The sequence below is a fragment of the Pseudomonas sp. FW306-02-D09B genome, from assembly GCF_058782685.1.
In genome coordinates this window covers 20,520-42,703 of sequence record NZ_JBYSXY010000014.1, presented here as the reverse complement: position 1 = coordinate 42,703, position 22,184 = coordinate 20,520, and the positions used below count along the sequence as shown (strand labels likewise).

Here is a 22,184-nt window from a genome sequence, read left to right as displayed (position 1 = left end):
AATCATGCTTTTGCGCCACATCATCGTTTTCAGCTTCATCGCCCTGCTCGCCGGTTGCGCGGGCTTTGGCGCCCGTGAGTCCGTCGAGGGCCACGGCAATCCCGCGCAATGGCGCGTACACAAACAGCAATTGACCAGCCTCGATGGCTGGCAAATCAACGGCAAGGTCGGTATCCGGGCCCCGAAAGACTCGGGCAGCGGCACCGTGTTCTGGCTACAACGACAGGACTACTACGATATTCGCCTGTCCGGCCCGTTGGGTCGCGGTGCTGCCCGCCTGACCGGTCGTCCTGGCCAGGTCTCGCTGGAAGTGGCCAACCAGGGTCGCTTTGAGGCGCCAACGCCTGAAGCCCTGCTTGAAGAACAGCTGGGCTGGAAACTGCCGGTTTCGCATTTGGTCTGGTGGGTTCGTGGATTGCCCGCCCCTGACAGCAAAAGCCGCCTGAACCTGGATGCCGACAGTCGCCTGGCCACTCTCGAGCAGGATGGCTGGCAAGTCGAGTACCTCAGCTACATCCAGCAAAACGGTTATTGGTTGCCCGAGCGGATCAAACTGCACGGCACCGACCTTGATGTCACGCTGGTGATCAAGGACTGGCAACCTCGCAAATTGGGGCAATGACATGCCTGCCACTCGCCTGACCCTGCCCTCGCCGGCAAAACTGAATTTGATGCTGCATATCCTCGGCCGCCGCGAAGACGGCTACCACGAGTTGCAGACGCTGTTTCAATTTCTCGATTACGGCGACGAAATCACCTTCGCCGTACGCGATGACGGTGTCATTCGCCTGCACACCGAGTTCGAAGGCGTCCCTCACGACAGCAACCTGATCGTCAAAGCCGCCAAAAAACTTCAGGAACAATCCGCTTGTTCGCTGGGCATTGATATCTGGATCGAAAAAATCCTGCCCATGGGCGGTGGAATCGGTGGCGGCAGTTCGAATGCGGCCACCACGCTGCTGGGCCTCAATCATCTCTGGCAACTGGGCTGGGACGAGGATCAACTGGCCACGCTGGGCCTGACGCTCGGCGCAGACGTCCCGGTTTTCGTCCGTGGGCATGCAGCTTTTGCTGAAGGCGTGGGAGAAAAGCTCACCCCTGTAGACCCGGAAGAACCGTGGTATCTCGTGCTGGTGCCGCAAGTATCTGTAAGTACAGCAGAAATTTTTTCAGATCCGCTGTTGACACGTAACTCTTCTCCCATTAAAGTGCGCCCCGTTCCCAAGGGAAACAGTCGAAATGACTGCTTACCGGTGGTAACAAGGCGTTATCCAGAGGTACGTAACGCTTTGAATTTGTTAGGTAAATTTACCGAAGCAAAACTCACCGGAACTGGAAGTTGTGTGTTTGGGGGCTTCCCAAGCAAAGCTGAAGCTGATAAAGTCTCGGCCCTTCTTACAGAGACCCTTACAGGGTTTGTAGCAAAAGGAAGCAACGTTTCGATGTTGCATCGCAAGCTGCAAAGTCTGCTCTAAAAGAACCGGGTACTGGGTACTCGTTGCAACAGATACAGGGGCGTCGCCAAGCGGTAAGGCAGCAGGTTTTGATCCTGCCATGCGTTGGTTCGAATCCAGCCGCCCCTGCCATTTTCCTATACTCATCCAGGTTACCCTCAGCCTTCAGGTACTGCGCGTGTCCAAGATGATGGTCTTTACGGGGAACGCTAACCCCGATCTGGCTCGGCGTGTCGTACGTCAGCTGCATATCCCTCTCGGTGACATTTCTGTCGGTAAGTTCTCCGACGGCGAAATCACTGCCGAGATCAATGAAAACGTCCGCGGTAAAGACGTCTTCATTATTCAGCCGACTTGCGCTCCGACCAACGATAACCTGATGGAACTCGTCGTGATGGCTGATGCCTTCCGTCGTTCCTCAGCCACTCGAATCACTGCGGTGATCCCCTACTTTGGTTATGCCCGTCAGGATCGCCGTCCGCGTTCCGCACGTGTGGCTATCAGCGCGAAAGTCGTCGCTGACATGCTTACCGTAGTCGGCATCGATCGTGTTCTCACGGTTGATTTGCATGCTGACCAGATCCAGGGCTTCTTCGATATTCCGGTAGATAACATCTACGGCTCCCCGGTATTGGTGGATGACATCGAAGATCAACGCTTCGAAAACCTGATGATCGTGTCCCCGGACATTGGCGGCGTCGTGCGTGCACGTGCTGTTGCCAAATCCCTGGGCGTGGATCTCGGGATCATCGACAAGCGCCGTGAGAAAGCCAATCACTCTGAAGTGATGCATATCATCGGTGATGTCGAAGGGCGTACCTGTATTCTGGTTGACGACATGGTCGATACCGCCGGCACTCTGTGCCACGCGGCTAAAGCCTTGAAAGAGCATGGCGCTGCCAAAGTCTTTGCCTACTGCACACACCCTGTGCTGTCGGGTCGGGCCATCGAAAACATTGAAAATTCCGTGCTGGACGAGCTGGTGGTGACTAACACCATCCCGCTGTCCGCTGCAGCACAAGCCTGTGCACGTATCCGTCAACTGGATATCGCACCGGTAGTTGCCGAAGCAGTTCGCCGCATCAGCAACGAAGAATCGATCAGCGCGATGTTCCGCTAAGGGCCCTGCCCTTCGGATACATCTCGATGACGAAAAGCGCCCCGCCCCGGCATAACCTGTCGGGGCGGGGCTTTTTTGCCCATATCGCCTTTAGCGCTGGTCGCAAACGCTGGGGCGAATGTGGTTATTTTGGAGATACAACATGAACGATTTTACTCTGAATGCTGAAGTGCGTTCCGACCTGGGGAAAGGTGCGAGCCGCCGCCTGCGTCGTCTCGCAAGCCTGGTTCCAGCTGTAGTTTACGGTGGCGAAAAAGCCCCTGAATCCATCAGCATGCTGGCCAAAGAAGTTGCCAAACTGCTCGAAAACGAAGCGGCTTACAGCCACATCATCGAGCTGAATGTTGGCGGCACCAAGCAAAACGTAATCATCAAGGCTCTGCAGCGTCACCCGGCCAAAGGCCACGTGATGCACGCTGACTTCGTACGCGTTGTTGCTGGTCAGAAACTGTCCGCTCACGTTCCTGTGCACTTCGTCAACGAAGCTGCTGCAGTGAAAAAAGGCGGCGAAATTTCGCACGTTGTTGCTGAAGTTGAAGTTTCCTGCCTGCCAAAAGACCTGCCTGAATTCATCGAAGTCGACCTGGCTAACGCCGAAATCGGTTCGATCATTCACCTGTCCGACCTCAAGGCCCCTAAAGGCGTTGAATTTGTTGCTCTGGCTCACGGTAACGACCTGGCTGTTGCCAACGTTCACGCTCCACGTGTTGCTCCAGAAGCTGCAGAAGGCGCTGCAGAGTAATTCACTCTGTACGCAGGAGTGACCCAGTAACATCGCGGACTGGAACGTAGCGAGAAAGCGGGCGGGAACGCGAAGTTTACATAATGGTAAATGAGCATTTTTCGTCCACTTTCGCCGCACACCCCCATTGCAGCGATGTTATCCACCACTCCAAAGAAGGGCCCCTGATGTGACTGCCATAAAACTGATCGTTGGCCTGGGAAATCCAGGCGCCGAATACGAACAGACCCGGCATAACGCAGGGGCCTTTTTTGTTGAGCGCATCGCGCAAGCACAAGGCGTCAACCTTGTGGCCGATCGCAAATATTTCGGCCTGACCGGGCGCTTCTCGTATCAGGGTCAGGATGTTCGTCTGTTGATTCCCACCACCTACATGAACCGTAGCGGCCAGGCCGTGGCGGCTCTTGCCGGTTTTTTCCGGATCAAACCGGAAGAAATACTGGTGGCGCATGACGAACTCGACTTGCCACCCGGCGTTGCCAAGCTCAAGCAGGGCGGCGGGCATGGCGGTCACAACGGGTTGCGCGACATCATCGCGCAACTGGGCAATCAAAATACCTTTTACCGCTTGCGGCTCGGCATTGGCCACCCAGGCGTTGCCAGTATGGTTTCAAACTTTGTCCTGGGTCGTGCGCCACGCGCCGAACAGGAAAAACTCGATGCCAGCATCGACTTTGCCCTCGGCGTGCTGCCGGATATCCTCGCCGGAGAATGGAACCGCGCGATGAAAAACCTGCACAGCCAGAAGGCCTGACTCTAACTCCTAGGGGAAACACCATGGGATTCAATTGCGGCATCGTCGGCCTGCCTAACGTCGGCAAGTCCACCCTGTTCAACGCCCTGACCAAATCCGGTATCGCGGCCGAGAACTTCCCCTTCTGCACCATCGAACCGAATACCGGTATCGTGCCGATGCCGGACAAGCGTCTGGAGGCCCTGGCGGCCATCGTCAATCCAAAGCGCATCCTGCCGACCACCATGGAATTCGTCGACATCGCCGGCCTGGTTGCCGGCGCCTCGAAAGGTGAAGGTCTGGGCAACAAGTTTCTGGCCAACATCCGCGAAACCGATGCCATCGCTCACGTGGTCCGCTGCTTCGAAGACGAAAACGTGATTCACGTTTCCAACAGCGTCGACCCGAAACGCGACATCGAGATCATCGACCTCGAACTGATCTTCGCCGACCTCGACAGCTGCGAGAAGCAACTGCAGAAAGTCACCCGCAACGCCAAGGGCGGTGACAAGGACGCCGTGGTTCAGAAAGGCCTGCTGGAGCAGTTGATCGCTCACTTCACCATCGGTAAGCCTGCGCGCAGCCTGATGAAGAACATGAACGCCGATGAGAAAGCGGTGATCCGTGGCTTCCACCTGCTGACCACCAAACCGGTCATGTACATCGCCAACGTTGCCGAAGACGGCTTCGAAAACAACCCGCTACTCGACGTGGTCAAGGCCATCGCCGAAGAAGAAGGCGCAATGGTTGTGCCGGTCTGCAACAAGATCGAAGCGGAAATCGCTGAACTTGAAGACGGCGAAGAAAAAGACATGTTCCTCGAAGCCCTGGGTCTCGAAGAACCTGGCCTGAACCGCGTAATCCGCGCTGGCTACGAAATGCTGCACCTGCAGACCTATTTCACCGCCGGCGTTGAAGAAGTCCGCGCCTGGACCGTCCGCGTCGGTGCCACCGCACCACAAGCCGCTGGCGTGATCCACACCGACTTCGAGAAAGGCTTCATTCGCGCCGAAGTCATCGCCTACAACGACTTCATCCAGTACAAAGGCGAAGCCGGTGCCAAAGAAGCCGGTAAATGGCGTCTGGAAGGCAAGGATTACATCGTCAAAGACGGCGATGTGATGCATTTCCGCTTCAACGTCTAGCGTTGTTGGAATCGAAAAAGCCGCGTTGATTCGCGGCTTTTTTGTGGGCGTTATATCGACCTGCTATGCGCGACTAGAACAGATAGCCCATGTAGATCGCGGCGGCTCCACCGGCCTGCACACCAGCGTTCATGCCGGCCATGACCACCGCCCCCTTGGCCGACTGCAGCAACTGCCGGTTGACCGTGGAGGAGGCAATGAGCGAGGTCGCCGGGTTGGAGTTCAGAACCGCCGCCAACGCCAGCAGCTTGGGATCAAGCCCGAACAACAGGGCCGTGGCCGAACCACCGACCACCAGCCCCGCCCCCACCTCGGTATACAGGCAAGGCCCGGTGATGTCGTCACTGGTCAGGTCACGACTGACCAGGGCGTCGCTGACAAACACCTTGCCAGTGCTGGGAAAAGCCTCCGCCGCACCGGCCGCCCCTACGCTCTTACCCTTGAGCTGGATATTGATCTTGCCGAAACGCGGCAGGCGCGCGCCAAATCCGACCCCCAACCCGACGCCGCCGTAGCGGTAGCTGACGTTCTCGCCCTGGGGCGAACGCAGGATGATCGAACCGCCACTGCCCGCCACCAGGACTACGGTCAGACCGCCACCGCTGGCGGTCTGATACTGCCAGCGACTCTCATTGAGCGGGATCGGGATGTTGTAGCTCATCGTTCAAAGTCCTTTATGTGAATGAACTGCGCCGCGACCGCACTGGCGGATAACCCTTAACAGGCCGGCAAGGCTGAACAGCAGACCAATACAACCCAGTACCCCGGGAGTGGCCCACAGTGCGGCAGGGGTATCGACCACGGCGCTACTGGCCGGCTGCTCGGGCAGGTAATACACCCGCACCGGCTGATCCTGCCGATAGCCAAAAATAAAGCCGCCCTGGGGGTAGGAAATCTTTTCACCACTGCTGGTGGTGAAGGCGATTTCGGGATGCGAACCACCGGCATTCAAGTGGCTGACGATGCCATCGGCGGTCTGTGCGTGGGCGAGGAATTCGCGTCGTTCAAGCGTGAGATTGACGGCAATGCCCAACAAGCCGATACCAATCAGGGCAAAGAGCAGCCCCTGAAGCATCTTCCCGAGGCGTGACGGGGTGAGGTTAGCCATGGCTTGTCTCGGTATTCGTCCATGAAAGAAGGCGGTCAGGATAACAAGAAACCACCGGGAAGTGCCTTGTACGACGCAGCAAATAATGCCTGTTCAGAATTGCGACGTCCTGACCGAAGCAAGGAAAGTATCGACGCTCTCGGCCAACCAGGAGCGGACCGAGAGCTGGATCAATGCCGGCCGTCCTTTATAGGGGCGAGCTGCGAGCAAGTGGGATCGGCCAGTTGCTTGGAGGGACCACTTTCGACTGTGGATTCAACCGTACGCGAGGGCAACAATCGCCCCTTAGCTGCCGGTCGCGATGGTTCTGAATCAGGTTCGCAAGTCACCCGCCCTGATGAATTCGATGAACGCTTTCAAGGCTGGTGGCACATGGTGCCGACTGGAGTAATAAAGAAAGAATCGGCTTGGCGGTGCTTTCCATTCCTGGAGTATTTCTCTGAGATGCCCGTTCCGGATATCGTCGCGCGCCAGTTCCTCGTAGACATAGGCAATACCAGCGCCATCTTTCGCCGCTTGGATCATCAGCGCATCGTCTTCCAGAATGAGCGGGCCTGTGATGGACAACCGTATCGGTTGACCGTCTGCTTGATATTCCCAGGCGTAAAGTTTGCCACTGGGAAAACGTCTGGCAATGCACGCATGGTCGAGCAAGTCGCGGGGTGCGTGTGCGATCCCCTTCGCGGCCAGATAGGCATCCGCAGCAACGGTCACGAACGATTGAGGTGCGCCGACAGGGACTGCGATCATGTCGCCGGCCAGGCTTTCACCAAAGCGGACTCCAGCGTCAAAGCCGTCGTTCACGATATCGGTCAATCCATCATCGGTGATCAGGTCCAACTGAATGCGTGGATACCTGGCTACGAAGGGCGCGAGCACTTGCGCAAACACAATGCGAGCCGCCGGACGCGCCACGTTGAGTCGAAGTTTGCCAGTGGGCACTTCCTGCATCGAGGTCAATTGCGCCAACGTATCGGCAACCTGCTGCAGGGTCGGGAGCAGCGTCGCCAATAGCTGCTGTCCGGCTTCGGTCGGGGTTACGCTACGAGTGGTTCGGTTGAGCAGTCGGACGCCCAGGCGCGCCTCCAACGCACGCATCGCGTGACTCAACGCGGAAGCCGAAACGCCACGCTCGTCGGCGGCCTTGCGAAAGCTGCGATGGCGAGCAACGGCGGCAAAGGCATCGAGTTCAGATAGATCGGGGGGCTGACTCATGAATGTCGTTCAGTAGTTCAAATGCGATTACTTATCTTATCGTCGTGAGATCTCTCTCGGATACTTCTCACATCATTTGTGCAGAGGTCGCTATGCAACGGAATCGTCTTGGTTCATCGGATTTTCTTATTTCGCCTATTGGCCTGGGGACATGGGCAATCGCCGGCACCGGTTGGGAGTACAGTTGGGGAGCGCAGGATGACAAGGACAGCCTGAGCGCACTTGAGTATGCCGTCGAACGCGGCGTGAACTGGATTGATACCGCTGCGGTTTATGGCTTGGGCCATGCGGAGCAATTAGTGGGGCAATTGCTGCGTCGGGTGCCGGCCTCGCGGCGCCCTTTGGTGTTCACCAAAGGCAGCTTGGTCTGGGACCCGGTCACGAAGGCGATTTCGCACTCACTGGCCCCCCAATCCTTGCTCGCCGAGATCGACGCAAGCTTGCGCCGGCTTCAAGTCGAGACTATCGATCTTTATCAGATCCACTGGCCTGCTTTTCCTGCCGACGCAAGCAGTGAAGGTATTGAAATGGCGCTTTCGGCTTTGGCTACCGCGCGCGATCAAGGAAAAATTCGCGCTATCGGTGTATCAAATTTCAATGTCGCTCAACTCAAGCGGGCACAGGCGGTGACAGAGATCGTTTCGCTCCAGCCGCCGTACTCCGCCTTGATGCGAGACATCGAGAAGGACGTCCTGCCATTCTGTGAGCGGGCCGGGATGGGTGTCCTTGCCTATTCCACGCTTCAATCGGGGCTACTTTCCGGCAGCATGACACGCGAACGCATCTTGCAACTGCCCGAAGACGACTGGCGTAAGGCCCGAAGTGCTGACTTCCAGGAGCCCCGTTTGAGTGCGAACCTGGCATTGGTTGATGTTATGGCACGCATCGGAGAAAGGCACGGGGTGAGCGCTGCTGCGGTTGCCATCGCCTGGGTACTTCGCAAACCTGTAGTCACGGGCGCTATTGTCGGTGCCCGCCGCCCCTCACAAGTAGACGGGCTGATTGCAGCCTCGGAGTTGCGCCTTGACACGGCGGAAATCGACGAAATTCGGCCGTTTCTGCCGTCGGGCATGGGAACAAATGTCCCTGGCGCCGCCTGACACCATGCTGAACTATTACGGAGTCCCGTTTCTTCCATGCAGGAGGTAGCCAGGTCGACGACTCAACCGTTCGTAATAGGCACTTACAGCAGGAAAGTCTGGATGATCGAGCGGTGTTTCAAACCACCGGTTAACCGACAGGCCTATCGGTATGTCTGCGAGAGAAAACCCGTCTTCACTGACGTAGGCTCCTGTTGATTCGAGTTGTCGATTCAGGATCTCCATGTGCCTTGACCACAGGCTGCAAGCGGCTGCCAAGGCTCTGCTGTCCTGATGGTCAGGCGAATGCCTGACCAACGACATGAAGGCATACGTCCACGATTTGTTGAGGTCCGACGCTTGCCAGTCTATCCATTGGTCCACCCGCGCTCTTGCTCTCGGTTGGACCGGGTAAAAATGACCTCCATTATAGCGAGACGCCAAATACCGAATGATCGAGTTTGACTCCCAGAGCACGAAGTCGTCGTCCAGGATCACCGGCACCGTTGCGTTGGGGTTCAGCGAAATGAATTTGGGCGAGCGCGTCGACTTGAAGCCAGACCCCCAATCCTCTCGCTCAAAGGGGATTTCGATCTCGGCGCATGCCCAAAGTACCTTTCGTACATTGATCGACGATGCCTTACCCAATATGCGCAACATTTCATGTCCTTATCGTTCAGGGTGGTTGGTCAGGGGTTTTCGATAACCCACTCGGATCTTTTTCTAGTGCGCCCGGCGCGATGCAGAGGGGCCGCTCTCAAATCCGGGTGACGCAGGTTTACCGCGCCGCGCCAACCGCAAACAGACCGGTTCAGCGCCGCCCTTCTACGGCCATGCGCACGGCCAGCCCGCGCGGACCGTCCCCATCAGCCAGCGTTGCACGATCTGCCACACGGGCCTGCTGGCGAGAAATGTCGCGATGGGGCCAGCCATGACGGCAATCAGCGCGTTGACGCTCACGCTAATGACGATCTGCGTAAAACCGAGCACGATGGATTGCGCCAGCATGCTGCCGTGGTCGGCGTGTTGAACTTGACCGCTTGCCAGGCAAGGTAGAGCAGATAGCGCGCGCAGCCGAGTCGCAGCGCGTCATACGCATAGGGAACCGCCAGACCAAGACTGCGATAGTAGGGTGGTCAAAGGGGGGAACGTTAGATACAGATTGACTGACAAAACGTCATACAGCGGTCGCAGCACTGGGTATCCGCTCCCTGGGAATACGTTTGACTTCAACGTGAGCAATGGCTTGCCCCAATAGCGCATCCAAACACTCTGACGCGGTCAGCCGCGTGCATTATGGATGAGGGCTTTCGGTCAGGAGCCGCCTGTTGTGACAGGCCGGAATCGACCGACTCTGTTGAAACAGTCGGTCATGGTTTGCGCATCAAAAAAGTACGCGTCCGGGATTGAAATCTTTACTTTTGGCAGAGGCTTCCGGAGTCGGATTTTACGTAGCAGCGTGCAAAAAAAAACCGACGGAATCGTCAGCGCCTTGGCCTCATGAGGGTTCTGCTCAGGCTTTTCGGGTCCTTGGCAAAAAGATCGCCAGCACCCCGAACAGCGGCAAGAACGAACACAGCCTGTACACGTATTCAATGCCGCGAATGTCCGCCAGATGCCCCAGCAGCGCCGCACCAATCCCGCCGAAACCGAACATCAGGCCGAAGAACACCCCGGCGATCATGCCGACATTACCCGGCACCAGTTCTTGCGCGTAGACCACGATGGCCGAGAATGCCGAGGCCAGGATGAAGCCAATCACTACGCTCAAGATGCTGGTCCAGAACAGGTCGACGTGAGGCAGGATCAAGGTGAATGGTGCAACACCGAGAATCGAAAACCAGATCACCGCCTTACGGCCGACTTTGTCGCCAATCGGCCCACCAAAGAAGGTCCCCGCCGCGACCGCTCCGAGAAACAGAAACAGGTGCAGCTGCGAACTGGCCACCGACAGGTCGAACTTCTCGATCAGGTAGAACGTGAAATAACTGGTGAAGCTGGCCATGTAGAAATACTTGGAAAACACCAACAGCCCCAACACCACCAACGCGCTCACCACCCTGCCCTTCGACAGCCCGTGAGTTGCTGCCTGGCCCTGCTTGAGCTTGAACAGGCTCAAGTGATTGGCGTACCAGCGGCTGATGCCATAGAGCACCACCAACGCAAACACGGCGAACAATCCGAACCAGGCGACATTGCCCTGACCGAACGGAATGATGATCGCCGCCGCCAGCAACGGCCCAAATGCGGAGCCGGCGTTGCCACCGACCTGGAAGGTCGATTGCGCCAACCCGAAACGCCCACCCGAGGCCAACCGTGCCACGCGAGAAGCTTCCGGGTGAAAGGTCGAGGAGCCGACTCCGATCAATCCTGCGGCCAATAGAATCAACGGAAAACTGCCGACCTGGGACATCATCAAAATGCCGACCAGGGTGCAGATCGCTCCTGCCGGCAGCAGATACGGCTTGGGATGGCGATCGGTGTAGTAACCGACCCATGGCTGCAACAGCGATGCCGTGAGCTGAAAGGTCAGGGTAATCAGGCCAACCTGGGTGAAGGTCAGCCCGTAATTGGCCTTGAGCATCGGGTAGATCGACGGCAGCACCGACTGAATCAGGTCGTTGATCAAATGCGCCAGCGCCACCGCGCCGATGATTCGCATGACCAACGGGCTGCTTTGCGAAGTCGCGAGTGCCGGCGATGCGGCAGTTTGAGCGTTACTGGTAGCCATGAGAGTTTCCATACAGCGTAAAGGAGAGCACTTGCAGGTGCGACAATGTGCCATCTTTCGGTGCAGCAACGCCATCCCCTTAGCCTGCTAACGATCTCTGGATTGTCGGCCGTCAGATGCTAGCGCAGTGCCATGGTCTGAATCTTGCCTTGCTTATCCGCTTCAACGCGGCCCCTTACAAAGGGGATCGAGAATGGGAAGTTTCACCACAGCGCCGGTCCAACATGACCCGCCGAGGTGAACTTTCGAGGCCTTTTATGAGGGCACAGGGTGCGGCCATAACGCCGCGACCGCACGCCATTGGTGCGTGGTGCCCAGAGGAGTAGTCGGGCATGCAGGCTTTTCTGGCACCGGGGATTGGACTGCTTGGGCGTTTCGGTTTCGCCCGCAAGTTTCAGTTGTTGTTTCTGCTGTTTATCCTGCCGCTGGCGGGCAGCTTGTGGATGATTGGCCAGGATTACCGCGACAAGCTCAGCCTGATCGCCGGCGAGCGTGCCGGTGTGCGCCAGCTGATCGCCCTCGACGCGCTGGACAACCTGCTCGCCGCCCAACGCGACCGCGCCGCGCGCTGGCGCGCCACCGAAACCAATCGCCAGCCAACACCGGCCACTGTCGCCGCGATGGCCGCGTTCGATGCCGTACAGCCTGCTCTGAATCAAGCCGTGAACGATCTTGGCCATGCGCTGACAACCGAAGGGGCCGAGGCCGACACCCTCAGTCGCTATCAAACCCTGCAAACCGCGCTTAATGGTCTGGACTCGAAAAGCCTGAGCAGCGTCGGTTGGTGGCCGGATGGCTATGAACGTTTCACTGCGGCCCTCAGCGCATTGCAAGCACTGCGCGAACAGATCGCCATGGATAACCGCCTGACCCTGGCTCCCTGGCTGGAAACCTACCTGCTGACGCAGATCTCGACCCAGCACGCGCCTGACCTGATCGAACGGGTCGGTCGCCTTGCCAGCATCGGCCAGGCATCGGTGGTGTCCGGACAATTCTCATTGCAAAGCCGCCTGCAACTGCGCGATCTGCGCGGCCGCATTGGCGACGCTCGCGAGCAACTGATCAAGACTGGCAGCTTGCTCGAAGCACGACTACCCAGTGCATTGCAAGCCTGGGCCGGGCAATACCACGACAGCCTCAAGCATCTGGACACCGGACTGAAAGGCCTGGATGACGGCATGTTCGGCACCAGCATCACGCTCAAACCAGAAGACTTCGAACGCAACCTCGACGCCCTCCTCTCTGACCTCGCCTCGCTGCGCCAGCAAACGCTGGTGTCACTGGATCAGCGTCTGGACTACTACCACGGCTCGGCCATTCGCCAGTTCATCCTGGTGGCGAGCGTCCTCGGTTGCCTGCTGCTGGCCGCGCTGTATTTGTTCATCTGCCTGCAAGCTTCGATCCGCCGTAGCGCCAGCGGCATTACGCTGCTCGCCGAAGCCCTGCGTGATGGCAACCTGAGCCTGCAAGTGCCGGTGCACGGTCGCGATGAGCTGGCAGCGATCAGCACCGCGCTCAACGTTGCGGTGGTGCAACTGCGCACCAGCCTGCTGGGGGTCGATCACGAAACCCTGCAATTGGGCAACGCGGTGCGAGCCCTCAATACTCACGCCAGCGAGGCACTGGGCGAAGTCGAAGCCCAACAGTTGCAGATCAGCCAGATCGCCGCTGCGGCCACACAACTGGCCGCCACTTCGCAAGGGGTCGCCCAGAGTTGCGAACACGCCTCAGGCAGCGCTCAGCAGACCCAGCGCATTGCCGCCGAGAGCAGCCGTGACAGCCAACGCACCACAGCGAGCATTCAGCAGCTCAATCAACGCCTGAACGATACTGCCGCCGCCCTTGGCCGGGTCAGCGAACAAGGGCAGCAGATTCAACTGGTGGTGGACACCATTCGCGGTGTGGCCGAGCAGACCAACCTGCTGGCGCTCAATGCCGCCATCGAAGCCGCCCGCGCAGGCGAACAAGGCCGGGGCTTTGCGGTGGTCGCCGATGAAGTGCGCAGTCTGTCGCAGCGCACTCAATCCTCCACCGCACAGATCGCCGGCACCGTCGACAGCCTGCGCAGCACTGTCAACGAAGCCGTGACCCTGATGGAAGCCGCCTGCGGCCAGGCCCAAACCGACGCACAAGCGGTTACCGGTCTTGGCGAACGACTGGGGGAAATCGCCAGCGCGGTGCAAAGCGTCACTGATACCCTGGCGCAGATCGCGACGGCGGTAGAAGAGCAAGCCAGCACGGCCGATGAGGTCAGTGGCAACATCCAGCAAGTCGATCAGGCCGCCGTGCGCCTGCTTGAAGGCGCACGAGCGGTGAACCTCGCGGCGGACACCTTGAGTTCAGGCAGCAAGGCATTAAGCGAGAATACCGGGCGGTTTCAGCTGGGTTAAAGCTGAAAACTCATCCGTTTTTATGGGGCGGGTTGATAAGCGGTTGAAAGCGTAGAGAAATATTTTAGATTTACGCTTGACACTTCATCGTTACGAGCCAATAATGCGCGCCACTTGGCTACATAGCTCAGTTGGTTAGAGCATAGCATTCATAATGCTGGGGTCCGGGGTTCAAGTCCCTGTGTAGCCACCAAGTACTAAAAACGGCTTACCGAAAGGTAGGCCGTTTTTTTATGCCTGAAGAAAAGTACCCGGCCCACCGACGGCTCACATCGCTCTGTGAGCCGCAGGATTCATCAAGCGCCGAAGCGCTCGACTATAGCGTGGGCAATGCCGACAACGCCTTTTCCCATATCTGCCGGGTGCGAACCCAGACCATTTCCTGCCAGTCACTGTCAGCGGGATAGAACTGCTCAACAAGTTTCAGCTTGATCGCCCGCCCCACTGCATCACCCGGATTGCCGTGCAGGTGCAACCAGTGATCGTCACGCAGATGAGCATGCACCGCCTCTCCCGGGTAGGTGCCGCACTCGATGACAAACGGCATCAGACGCACCTGCGGCAGCGCATCGAGCAGCGCCTGCGAGGTGTAGCCAGTGGCCGATGCGGCAATCCCGGTTTCGCTGTGGGTCTGCGCGCCGGTCTGAATGGTGTAGAGCCACGGACCGTAAATGGCCTGCGCCTGTTCCAGTGCCGGATAGGCCGCTTGCGTAACGGTCAGCAGCATCGGATGGCCGTACTCTCCCGCGCCGGAGTGCAGGTCGAAACACATCGCGACCTCGGCCTGGGAGAGATGCGCCGCAATGATCCGATGCAAGGTCCGGTTCGACCAGCTCGGCGCCAGCCCGCCGTAAAACAGACCGTCGGGATGACTGTGCTGGCCGCCCTCGACAATCGACATCACTGCCGGCCAGCCATGCTCGCTTAACTGCGCGGCGAGCAAGGCATCGGCGCGCTCACGCTCCGGGCCGTGTAACTGGTTGAAGGCATAAATCGGGTGCAGTGCTGCATAGGCCTGATTGTCGGGCAACGGCCGATCAAAGTTCAGGTGATTGCGGTTCAGGTCGATGTTGTCTTCGTTGACACGACGCAGCCACGCCGTGCCCCAGGGATTGATCAAGTGGATCATTACCACCGCGACGTCATCGGGCAGTGGGCGCTTGCCGAACTCGTTCAGCCAGTTGATCTGACACTCCGAACCGTAGAAACCCTCAACCCCGTGGGTGCCGCTCAGCATCACCAGCAAACGCTTTGCCCCGGGGTCGCCGAGCACCGCCACGTCAGTGCTCAAGGACTCGCCAAACGGCCCTTTGAGTGGATGCGGGTATTCGGTCAACCGGGCGCCGGCTGCGGTTGCTGCCGCCAGGAATTGTTCGCGCTGCGAACGGTAACTTGGCTGCGTTGGGAACTCGGTCTGCATGTCGGCCTCTTGTTGTTATTGGTGTGTTTTTAGCGAAGATCTAGCGCCTCCGACCCTACAGAAAAACCCAGCATCGAAGAAGAGAAAAGCTGCCCATCCGTCGACCAATACGCACAAGACCAGCGTTGCAGCTGGCTCAAGGCGCAGATACAGTCCATTGATCCTTTATCCAACGGACGGAGTGCCCCACGTGTTCCCAACCTTCCATTTGAGTCGCTACCGCCTGACTGCCCTGTCGCTGCTAGCCGCCGCGCTGACCCTCGCTGCCTGCAGCGCCCCGCCCGCTTCGTCGGCCATCAGCGCCTTGCCCGTGGCCCCGGAAATCGCCTCGGGGTTTCGCACCGACCTGCACACCCAATACGCTGCCAAACACATGGCCGCAGCCGCCAACCCACTGGCAGCCGCAGCGGGACGGGAGATGCTGCGTCAGGGTGGTTCGGCGATCGACGCCGCCATCGCCATGCAAGCGGTGCTGACACTGGTTGAACCGCAATCCTCGGGGATCGGTGGCGGCGCGTTGATCGTGCTCTGGGACGGCAAGGCCGTGCGCACCTACGACGGTCGCGAAACCGCACCCGCTGGCGCGACTGAAAAGCTCTTCCTGCAAGCCGACGGTAAACCCATGCCATTCCCCGATGCGCAGATTGGCGGACGCTCGGTCGGAACACCGGGGGTGTTGCGCGCATTGGAGCTGGCCCATCAAAAGCACGGTCGTTTGCCATGGGCGAAGCTGTTCGAGCCGGCCATTGCCCTGGCGGAAAAAGGCTTTGCGATCTCGCCGCGCCTGCACACGATGATCGCCTCCGATCCGTTCCTGCCGCGCTCCCCTGACATGGCTGCGTACTTCCTGAATGCCGATGGCAGCCCGAAAGCCGTTGGTACGTTGCTGAAAAACCCGGCACTGGCCAAGGTCCTCAAGCGCGTTGCAGTAGAAGGCCCGAATGCGCTGTATCAAGGTCCCATTGCTCAGGAGATCGTCGCCAAGGTTCAAGGTAATGCCAACCCCGGCAGCCTGTCGTTGAACGACCTCAACGGCTACAGCGCCAAAGAGCGTGCCCCGCTGTGCACCGACTACAAGCGCTGGCAAGTGTGCGGCATGCCGCCGCCATCATCGGGCGGGATCGCCGTGGCGCAGATCCTCGGCACCTTGCAGGCACTCGAAAGCTACGACAGTCGCTTCACTCTGGCGCGACTGAAACCACTCAAGACCGATAAACCGGCGGGGCTCGAACCCGCGCCTGAAGCCGTGCACCTGATCGCCGAAGCCGAGCGCCTGGCGTACGCCGACCGCGCGCAGTACGTCGCCGACTCCGACTTCGTGCCGGTCCCGGTCGCCGGCTTGGTCTCCCCTGCCTACCTGACCAACCGTGCAACGTTGATCAGCGAACGCAGCATGGGCAGCGCCAAACCCGGCACGCCACCGGGCATCCAGGTGGCCTACGCCCCAGACCGCTCACCACTGCGGATCTCTACCTCGCAGGTGGTGGCCGTCGACGATCAGGGCGGTGCCGTGTCGATGACCACCACCGTTGAAGCCGCCTTCGGCTCGCACCTGATGGTGCAGGGTTTCATGCTCAATAATCAGATGACCGACTTCTCGTTCATCCCCGAAGAAAACGGCCAACCCGTGGCCAACCGTGTCGAGCCCGGCAAGCGCCCGCGCTCATCCATGGCGCCGACGCTGATCTTTGATCGTCAAAGCGGTGAGCTGGTCGCGACACTCGGTTCGCCCGGCGGCTCGCAAATCATCGAGTACGTTGCCAAGTCGGTGGTCGGCCTGCTCGACTGGAACCTCGACCCGCAAGCCGCCATCAGCCTGCCCAACTTCGGCAGCCGCAATGGCTCGACCGAACTGGAACAAGGCCAGTTCAGCCCCGCGCTGATTCAGGCCCTCAAGGACAAAGGGCATACGGTCAATCAAATCGACATGACCAGCGGCACCCAGGCCATCGTTCGCGTACGCGACGCACAGGGCAAAGCGGCCTGGGCCGGTGGCGCCGATCCACGGCGTGAAGGTGAAGCGCTGGGGGATTGATCGACTCTGGAAATGACCAAGGGCTTACCGTACGGTAAGCCCTTTTTTATTATCTGGCGCCAGCACACTGGATTGGTCGATCCCGCCAATCGCCCCATACCTTGTCCAGCCCCTCGGCATGGGACACACCTGGCAAGACCACCACTTCCAGGCAGTCAGCCTGCCCTAGCGCCCGACGATAACTGTCGACCAGGGCCGGCGGTACGATGGAGTCGTCAGCGCCGACCAGGTGCCGTTGCCGAACATGAGCCAGGCGCGCTCGGTTATCCAAGGGTTCCAGCGAGCCGGTGAGCGGACTGAGGTTCAATCGCTCGGCCCACAATCTGGGGCTGAGATTACCGGCCAGGGTTTGCACCTGGGCAATATCGTCGCGGCGAGCCGCTAGCAACAAAGCCAACGCGGCACCGCCGGAATAACCGATCAGCTCAAAGTCCTGGTTGCCGTAGCGACTTTTAATCTGGTTCAACGCCTGATCGAGACTGTCCAGCACCTCGGGAGAAAAACGCCGCGCGGTCCACAGTGCCGGCACGCACCCTGGCGCACGGACGAACTGACAAGGACGCGCGAGGTAAAGACTCGGGGTCGGATCACTGAACGCCATCCCGGCAATCAACAACTGCTGTGGACTGGGGTCGAGGCTCGGCTGGGAAGCCGTCGCCCAGGCGTGGCCGTCACCTTCCAGGTAAAGACGGATCCGACGGCTATCGGGACGTTTCAACGGAGTACTCAGCATCAGCGGAAAAGCTTGAGTAACGATTATTTCCACATGCTGAGCATGCTCTGACGCCAGCGCTTCCAGAGACTGTCTGGGCGACTGGCAACCACTCAGCAAAGCGCCGAGCAACAACGCAATCTTCAAGACACCTGGTTTGCGCTTCATCTGCTCCCTCCGACACGTTCGACCAGGACAGACACCCACGCCTGCTGCCACCCAGCGCGCGATTGTAGTCGTAAATGACGGTCAATTCGTGCCGTTACCCGATAGCGAAGTGCAGGTATGTGAACGGCCACATCCAGCAATGATATTTGCGCCTGACCCATCCAAGGGCTTGAACAGCGGTCGCTATGCTTGAGTACCGGGGCATTGAGTGACATGGACAGCAAACTCGATCCGCCGTACATCGCTATTCACCTACAGCAACTTGCAGCAGTCCCAGCATGGGACTAGGATCGTGCCATGAGAATTATCGCTATCAGTCACATGAAAGGATTCTGGGAGAAATACCCTGACTCAGAGCAGTCATTCCTGGCCTGGATTGACGAAACAAAGGACGCTAACTGGGCAAGCCCTGCAGATATCAAGGCCAATTTTGGCAGCGCCAGTATCCTCAAGAGCCGCAGGGTGGTGTTTAACATCAAGGGTAACGCCTATCGGCTTGTCGTCGCCGTGGCCTATCGCTTCGGGGCCGTATACATAAAGTTTGTCGGCACTCACCAGCAATACGACGTTATCGATGCCGATACCGTTGAAATGGAGTAACCCATGAACATTCGTCCGATTCATACCGAACAGGACTACCGTGCAGCCCTCAAGGAAGTATCTGCACTATTCGACAACGAACCAGAACCGGGCACGTCTGAAGGTGACTACTTCGACATCATGATTACCCTCATTCAGGCCTACGAAGCGAAGCAGTTCCCGGTTGACCTTCCCAACCCGATAGATGCGATCAAATTTCGCATGGAACAATCGGGCTTATCTGCTGCTGACCTGGCACCCGCCATTGGCCGGACAAACAGAGTGTATGAAGTACTCAACGGCAAACGGGCGTTGACACTGCCCATGATCTGGAAACTCCATGAGCTGTTCGGGATTCCGGCAGAGAGCCTGATCAAGCCCGTCAGAGATATTTAAGCATTGCGCGTTTCGTTCGAAAAAAGCGAAACACGCAAGCTTGAGCTTTCCTCCAGGCGCCACTGATATCAAGCCGGCACACCCAGAATGATGCGCGAGGCCTTGATCACCGCCGTGGCGCTAACATTCAAGCAGCGCCTGGCCTGCAGACTCACGCACTCACATACACCCATGCCTCGATCCCGGACGCCAGCACTACGCTGACCCGCTTGTAATCCGAGACTTCATAGCTGTCAGCAGCCGCCAACTCCGCTGGCGTGATCCGGAACACCATACCGGGGATCGGCGCACTGTCAGCACTGCCGGGACGCAGGATAGGATGGTGAGTCTTGCCACTGGTCGCCAACACTTCGGGGTCGGTAATTTCGACCCAGGACTGCTCGTAACCGAGCATCTGATCCGCACTACCGGACAACTCGCGCCCGAAGTTGGTGAGCTGCACGGCCTTGTCCTGCAGCGTTCCGTAGGAAAACAGGTAAACCTGCGTATTGCTTGAATCAGTCATCAGCGAACCTCGTCTCTAAAAGTAGCGTTTCGGATGTCTTGCTCGTTCACCGGGAGAAAACCGACAGCCATTCTGGGGACTCCTTATCCCCGTAACACTTCAACGATTCGCCACCAGATGGGCGCCGAACAGCACGTAACAACTGCCGGCAAAGCGCTCCAGCCATTGCCGTGAACGACCATAAGCGCCCGCTACCCGGTGGCTGGCAAACAGCAGCGCCACGGCGCAATACCAGCTGAAGGACAGCGTAGCCATAGTGATCACCGCCAGTGTCAGCAACATCGGCGGTGGCGAAGCAGGCATTGAAGTGGCGAAGATGGTGGCGACGAACAGCGCTGATTTCGGGTTGGTCATGTTGCCCAGAAATCCCTGGCGATAGGCCGAAAACAGCGTGCGGTATGGCTCGCTCGACCCCGCACTTGCACCGAGGCTTAGTGCCGGTTTGCGCTTGAACTGCTTCAAGCCCAGATAGATCAGGTAGCAACCACCGGCGATCTTGAATGCCAGATACAGCGTCGGTGCGGCGGTAAACAGCGACTTTATTCCCAGGCCGCCGGCCAGCCCCCACAGCACAGTGCCTGTCGCGACACCCAACGCAGCCACCACTCCGTGGCGCCGCGAGCAACTGGCGGCCAGTTGCGCGGTGGTAAAAAAGTTTGGCCCCGGAGTAACCACCGCGACGGTCCACAGCAACGCCAGCGATAACAAGGGGGCAGCATAGGTCAGGTGTTGGAGTTCCATCTGTGAATCACCTCTATGTGAGCGGTGGAAAAACCGCAGAACAACGCCCACAGTTTTTACTCGACCTTAGGCACAGCAATCAACCGGTTATCCGGCTGACAGCCAACCCGCAGCTGAGCTACCGTGTTCGTCACCGAACACCCGGACACGAAGACTCCCCATGGGCAAGCAGAAAATCCTCACCGACTGGTTCCAGCGCGCCCCCGATTCGGGCGGGCTGGAGCGTATCGAGGCATTTTTCTCGGGTCATGGTTACGACCTTCATCGTCACGACACCTATGCCATAGGTCGCACGCTGTCGGGGGTGCAAAGCTTTCAGTACCGTGGCTGCTGGCGACATAGCTTGCCGGGCGGGACCATGGTGTTGCATCCCGACGAAGTCCACGATGGCGAGGCCGGTACCGAGGACGGCTTCAAATACCGGATGCTTTACGTCGAGCCGGCACTGATCCAGCAGATGCTCGGCGGCCAGCCTTTACCCTTTATCAAGACCGGTATTTCCACTGATCCACGCTTGTTCGCGGCGACCGAGGTCCTGTTGCAGAGTATCGATCGCCCCCTCGATCCGTTGGAGCAGCAAGATGCGCTGTTTGATCTGGCGCAGGCCATGAGCGCGGTATCGGGGGTGCCCACCCATCGTCAGAGCTTCGATTACCTCGCGGCAGAACGCGCTCGCGAGTTCATGCACAGCGCCCTCGACCAAACGCTGACCCTGGATCAACTGTCCGAACACAGCGGGCGTGATCGCTGGAGTCTGTCGCGGGACTTTCGCCTGCTGTTCGGCACCAGCCCCTATCGTTACCTGACCATGCGCCGCCTGGATCTGCTGCGCTCATTGCTGATGCAGGGTGAGTCGCTAACCAACGCCGCGCTGATCGCGGGCTTCAGCGATCAAAGCCACATGACCCGGCAGTTTGGCAAAACCTACGGCCTGTCACCCGCCCGCTGGATGAAAATGCACCGCCGCTGAGCCGCGCACAATCGTGCAAGAAGTGCACTGCTGCGCAGGCTACCGTGGGCTCACAATCACCAACGGGAGCCACGTCATGCAGCCATATCAAAGCCTGAATTTTGCCAACAAACTTGCGCAGATCAACGAGCACTGGTCGCCGCGGGTCATCGCCGAAATGAACGACTACCAGTTCAAGGTGGTGAAGCTACTGGGAGATTTCATCTGGCACGACCATCAGGACACCGACGAAACGTTTATCGTCCTCGAAGGCCAACTGCGCATCGATTTTCGCGATGGTCAGGTGCTGGTGTCCCCAGGCGAAATGTACGTGGTGCCCAAGGGCGTCGAGCACAAGCCGTTTGCCGAACAAGAGGTCAAACTGCTGCTGATCGAACCCAAGGGCGTGCTCAATACCGGGAGCGAAGGTGGCGAGCGTACGGCACTGAATGATCTTTGGATCTGACGAGGCCCACTCGAGCCGCGCTTAAGTCGACAGCTGATTGGCGAACTGCCCGACCGCGTTGACCACCTTTTGCGCGCCATCCTGGATCTCGACGATCACCGTGCCCGCCTCGGCGGCCAGCGCCAAACCTTGTTCGGCCTGGAGTTTGCCGTCTGTCATCAGCACCACGGCATCGCGCGCCATGTCCTGGTTCTGACGCACTACACCAACAATTTCGTCGGTGGCTTTGCTGGTGCGCGAAGCCAGTTGCCGGACCTCGTCCGCCACCACTGCAAATCCTCGGCCCTGCTCACCGGCACGGGCCGCTTCGATGGCGGCGTTGAGCGCCAGCAGGTTGGTCTGTTCGGCAATGCCGCTGATGGTTTTGACGATGGTGCCGATCACCAGCGACTGTTCGTTCAGCGCCTCGATGCCTTCACCAGCCTGCTGCATGTGCTTGGCCAGCTCACGCATCACGTCCACCGCCTGAGTCACCACGGCGGTACCGCGTTGTGCA

At 58.8% G+C, this 22,184-nt stretch carries 22 protein-coding genes, 2 tRNA genes and 2 pseudogenes; 15 read left to right on the top strand and 11 right to left on the bottom strand.

Annotated features, from left to right (window positions below; translation table 11 throughout):
• Window positions 1–4 precede the first annotated feature (4 nt).
• The 7 genes from lolB to ychF all read left to right on the top strand — a co-directional run bounded on the left by lolB (window position 5) and on the right by ychF (window position 5,194).
• Window positions 5–622 (top strand): lipoprotein insertase outer membrane protein LolB, encoded by a 618-nt coding sequence (gene lolB / locus AC3WK5_RS21650; RefSeq protein WP_103318433.1) that lies wholly within the window; start codon window positions 5–7, stop codon window positions 620–622.
• 1 nt (window position 623) lies between these two features.
• Complete coding sequence (gene ispE, locus AC3WK5_RS21645) at window positions 624–1,475, top strand: 4-(cytidine 5'-diphospho)-2-C-methyl-D-erythritol kinase (RefSeq protein WP_103318431.1); 852 nt, start codon at window positions 624–626, stop codon at window positions 1,473–1,475.
• A 36-nt stretch (window positions 1,476–1,511) separates the two neighbouring features.
• A tRNA-Gln gene (locus AC3WK5_RS21640) sits at window positions 1,512–1,586 on the top strand.
• Between the two features lie 46 nt (window positions 1,587–1,632).
• On the top strand, window positions 1,633–2,574 hold the full coding sequence (locus AC3WK5_RS21635; RefSeq protein ID WP_003171603.1) for a ribose-phosphate pyrophosphokinase: 942 nt from the start codon (window positions 1,633–1,635) through the stop codon (window positions 2,572–2,574).
• Window positions 2,575–2,716: 142 nt separating this feature from the next.
• On the top strand, window positions 2,717–3,316 hold the full coding sequence (locus AC3WK5_RS21630) for a 50S ribosomal protein L25/general stress protein Ctc (RefSeq protein ID WP_054595617.1): 600 nt from the start codon (window positions 2,717–2,719) through the stop codon (window positions 3,314–3,316).
• Between the two features lie 169 nt (window positions 3,317–3,485).
• Window positions 3,486–4,070, top strand: a complete 585-nt coding sequence (gene pth, locus AC3WK5_RS21625; protein WP_054595616.1) for an aminoacyl-tRNA hydrolase — start codon at window positions 3,486–3,488, stop codon at window positions 4,068–4,070.
• Between the two features lie 23 nt (window positions 4,071–4,093).
• Window positions 4,094–5,194, top strand: coding sequence for a redox-regulated ATPase YchF (ychF, locus tag AC3WK5_RS21620; protein ID WP_103318429.1), 1,101 nt, complete (start codon window positions 4,094–4,096; stop codon window positions 5,192–5,194).
• 73 nt (window positions 5,195–5,267) lie between these two features.
• Here ychF and AC3WK5_RS21615 read toward each other — a convergent pair whose 3' ends face one another.
• The 3 genes from AC3WK5_RS21615 to AC3WK5_RS21605 all read right to left on the bottom strand — a co-directional run bounded on the left by AC3WK5_RS21615 (window position 5,268) and on the right by AC3WK5_RS21605 (window position 7,517).
• Entirely contained in the window at window positions 5,268–5,855 is a 588-nt protein-coding gene (locus AC3WK5_RS21615) for a hypothetical protein (RefSeq protein ID WP_103318428.1), read from the bottom strand.
• Between the two features lie 3 nt (window positions 5,856–5,858).
• Window positions 5,859–6,302 carry a DUF3592 domain-containing protein gene (locus tag AC3WK5_RS21610; protein WP_103318426.1) on the bottom strand — a complete coding sequence of 148 codons (444 nt, stop codon included), beginning with the start codon at window positions 6,300–6,302 and terminating at the stop codon, window positions 5,859–5,861.
• A gap of 312 nt (window positions 6,303–6,614) precedes the next feature.
• Window positions 6,615–7,517 carry a LysR family transcriptional regulator gene (locus tag AC3WK5_RS21605; protein WP_103318425.1) on the bottom strand — a complete coding sequence of 301 codons (903 nt, stop codon included), beginning with the start codon at window positions 7,515–7,517 and terminating at the stop codon, window positions 6,615–6,617.
• A 92-nt stretch (window positions 7,518–7,609) separates the two neighbouring features.
• Here AC3WK5_RS21605 and AC3WK5_RS21600 point away from each other — a divergent pair, with 92 nt between their 5' ends.
• On the top strand, window positions 7,610–8,617 hold the full coding sequence (locus AC3WK5_RS21600) for an aldo/keto reductase (RefSeq protein ID WP_103318476.1): 1,008 nt from the start codon (window positions 7,610–7,612) through the stop codon (window positions 8,615–8,617).
• Window positions 8,618–8,632: 15 nt separating this feature from the next.
• Here the strand turns inward: AC3WK5_RS21600 and AC3WK5_RS21595 are convergent, their stop codons facing one another.
• The 3 genes and pseudogenes from AC3WK5_RS21595 to AC3WK5_RS21585 form a co-directional block, all read right to left on the bottom strand.
• Window positions 8,633–9,256: a glutathione S-transferase family protein gene (locus AC3WK5_RS21595; RefSeq protein WP_054595610.1), complete on the bottom strand. Its 624-nt coding sequence runs from the start codon at window positions 9,254–9,256 to the stop codon at window positions 8,633–8,635.
• Window positions 9,257–9,407: 151 nt separating this feature from the next.
• A pseudogene (locus AC3WK5_RS21590) lies at window positions 9,408–9,717 on the bottom strand (LysE family translocator); the annotation flags it as partial.
• 392 nt (window positions 9,718–10,109) lie between these two features.
• Window positions 10,110–11,327, bottom strand: coding sequence for an MFS transporter (locus AC3WK5_RS21585; protein ID WP_103318423.1), 1,218 nt, complete (start codon window positions 11,325–11,327; stop codon window positions 10,110–10,112).
• 332 nt (window positions 11,328–11,659) lie between these two features.
• On the opposite strand from AC3WK5_RS21585, the gene AC3WK5_RS21580 reads away from it, so the two are divergent.
• Window positions 11,660–13,717 (top strand): methyl-accepting chemotaxis protein, encoded by a 2,058-nt coding sequence (locus AC3WK5_RS21580; RefSeq protein WP_103318421.1) that lies wholly within the window; start codon window positions 11,660–11,662, stop codon window positions 13,715–13,717.
• Window positions 13,718–13,833: 116 nt separating this feature from the next.
• Window positions 13,834–13,910: transfer RNA gene (locus AC3WK5_RS21575), tRNA-Met, on the top strand.
• A gap of 123 nt (window positions 13,911–14,033) precedes the next feature.
• Here the strand turns inward: AC3WK5_RS21575 and AC3WK5_RS21570 are convergent.
• A complete protein-coding gene (locus AC3WK5_RS21570) occupies window positions 14,034–15,137 on the bottom strand; it encodes a DUF2817 domain-containing protein (RefSeq protein ID WP_103318419.1) in 1,104 nt (367 codons plus the stop codon).
• 190 nt (window positions 15,138–15,327) lie between these two features.
• On the opposite strand from AC3WK5_RS21570, the gene ggt reads away from it, so the two are divergent.
• Complete coding sequence (ggt, locus tag AC3WK5_RS21565; protein WP_103318417.1) at window positions 15,328–17,172, top strand: gamma-glutamyltransferase; 1,845 nt, start codon at window positions 15,328–15,330, stop codon at window positions 17,170–17,172.
• A 49-nt stretch (window positions 17,173–17,221) separates the two neighbouring features.
• On the opposite strand, the gene AC3WK5_RS21560 is transcribed toward ggt, so the two are convergent.
• Entirely contained in the window at window positions 17,222–18,052 is an 831-nt protein-coding gene (locus AC3WK5_RS21560; RefSeq protein ID WP_103318415.1) for an alpha/beta hydrolase, read from the bottom strand.
• A gap of 297 nt (window positions 18,053–18,349) precedes the next feature.
• On the opposite strand from AC3WK5_RS21560, the gene AC3WK5_RS21555 reads away from it, so the two are divergent.
• Both AC3WK5_RS21555 and AC3WK5_RS21550 read left to right on the top strand, forming a co-directional pair.
• Window positions 18,350–18,652, top strand: a complete 303-nt coding sequence (locus AC3WK5_RS21555; RefSeq protein ID WP_103318413.1) for a type II toxin-antitoxin system HigB family toxin — start codon at window positions 18,350–18,352, stop codon at window positions 18,650–18,652.
• A gap of 3 nt (window positions 18,653–18,655) precedes the next feature.
• The gene (locus AC3WK5_RS21550) at window positions 18,656–19,027 is read left to right on the top strand and encodes a helix-turn-helix domain-containing protein (RefSeq protein WP_103318411.1); all 372 of its coding nucleotides are present in this window, start codon (window positions 18,656–18,658) and stop codon (window positions 19,025–19,027) included.
• A 151-nt stretch (window positions 19,028–19,178) separates the two neighbouring features.
• Here AC3WK5_RS21550 and AC3WK5_RS21545 read toward each other — a convergent pair whose 3' ends face one another.
• Entirely contained in the window at window positions 19,179–19,532 is a 354-nt protein-coding gene (locus tag AC3WK5_RS21545) for a gamma-glutamylcyclotransferase family protein (protein ID WP_103318410.1), read from the bottom strand.
• A gap of 99 nt (window positions 19,533–19,631) precedes the next feature.
• Window positions 19,632–20,273 (bottom strand): LysE family transporter, encoded by a 642-nt coding sequence (locus AC3WK5_RS21540; RefSeq protein ID WP_103318408.1) that lies wholly within the window; start codon window positions 20,271–20,273, stop codon window positions 19,632–19,634.
• Window positions 20,274–20,433: 160 nt separating this feature from the next.
• Here AC3WK5_RS21540 and AC3WK5_RS21535 point away from each other — a divergent pair, with 160 nt between their 5' ends.
• Together AC3WK5_RS21535 and AC3WK5_RS21530 are read left to right on the top strand one after the other, a co-directional pair.
• Complete coding sequence (locus AC3WK5_RS21535) at window positions 20,434–21,243, top strand: AraC family transcriptional regulator (RefSeq protein WP_103318406.1); 810 nt, start codon at window positions 20,434–20,436, stop codon at window positions 21,241–21,243.
• A gap of 76 nt (window positions 21,244–21,319) precedes the next feature.
• The gene (locus AC3WK5_RS21530; protein ID WP_103318404.1) at window positions 21,320–21,688 is read left to right on the top strand and encodes a cupin domain-containing protein; all 369 of its coding nucleotides are present in this window, start codon (window positions 21,320–21,322) and stop codon (window positions 21,686–21,688) included.
• A 21-nt stretch (window positions 21,689–21,709) separates the two neighbouring features.
• On the opposite strand, the pseudogene AC3WK5_RS21525 reads toward AC3WK5_RS21530, so the two are convergent.
• Window positions 21,710–22,138: pseudogene (locus tag AC3WK5_RS21525) on the bottom strand (methyl-accepting chemotaxis protein); the annotation flags it as partial.
• Between the last annotated feature and the right edge of the window lie 46 nt (window positions 22,139–22,184).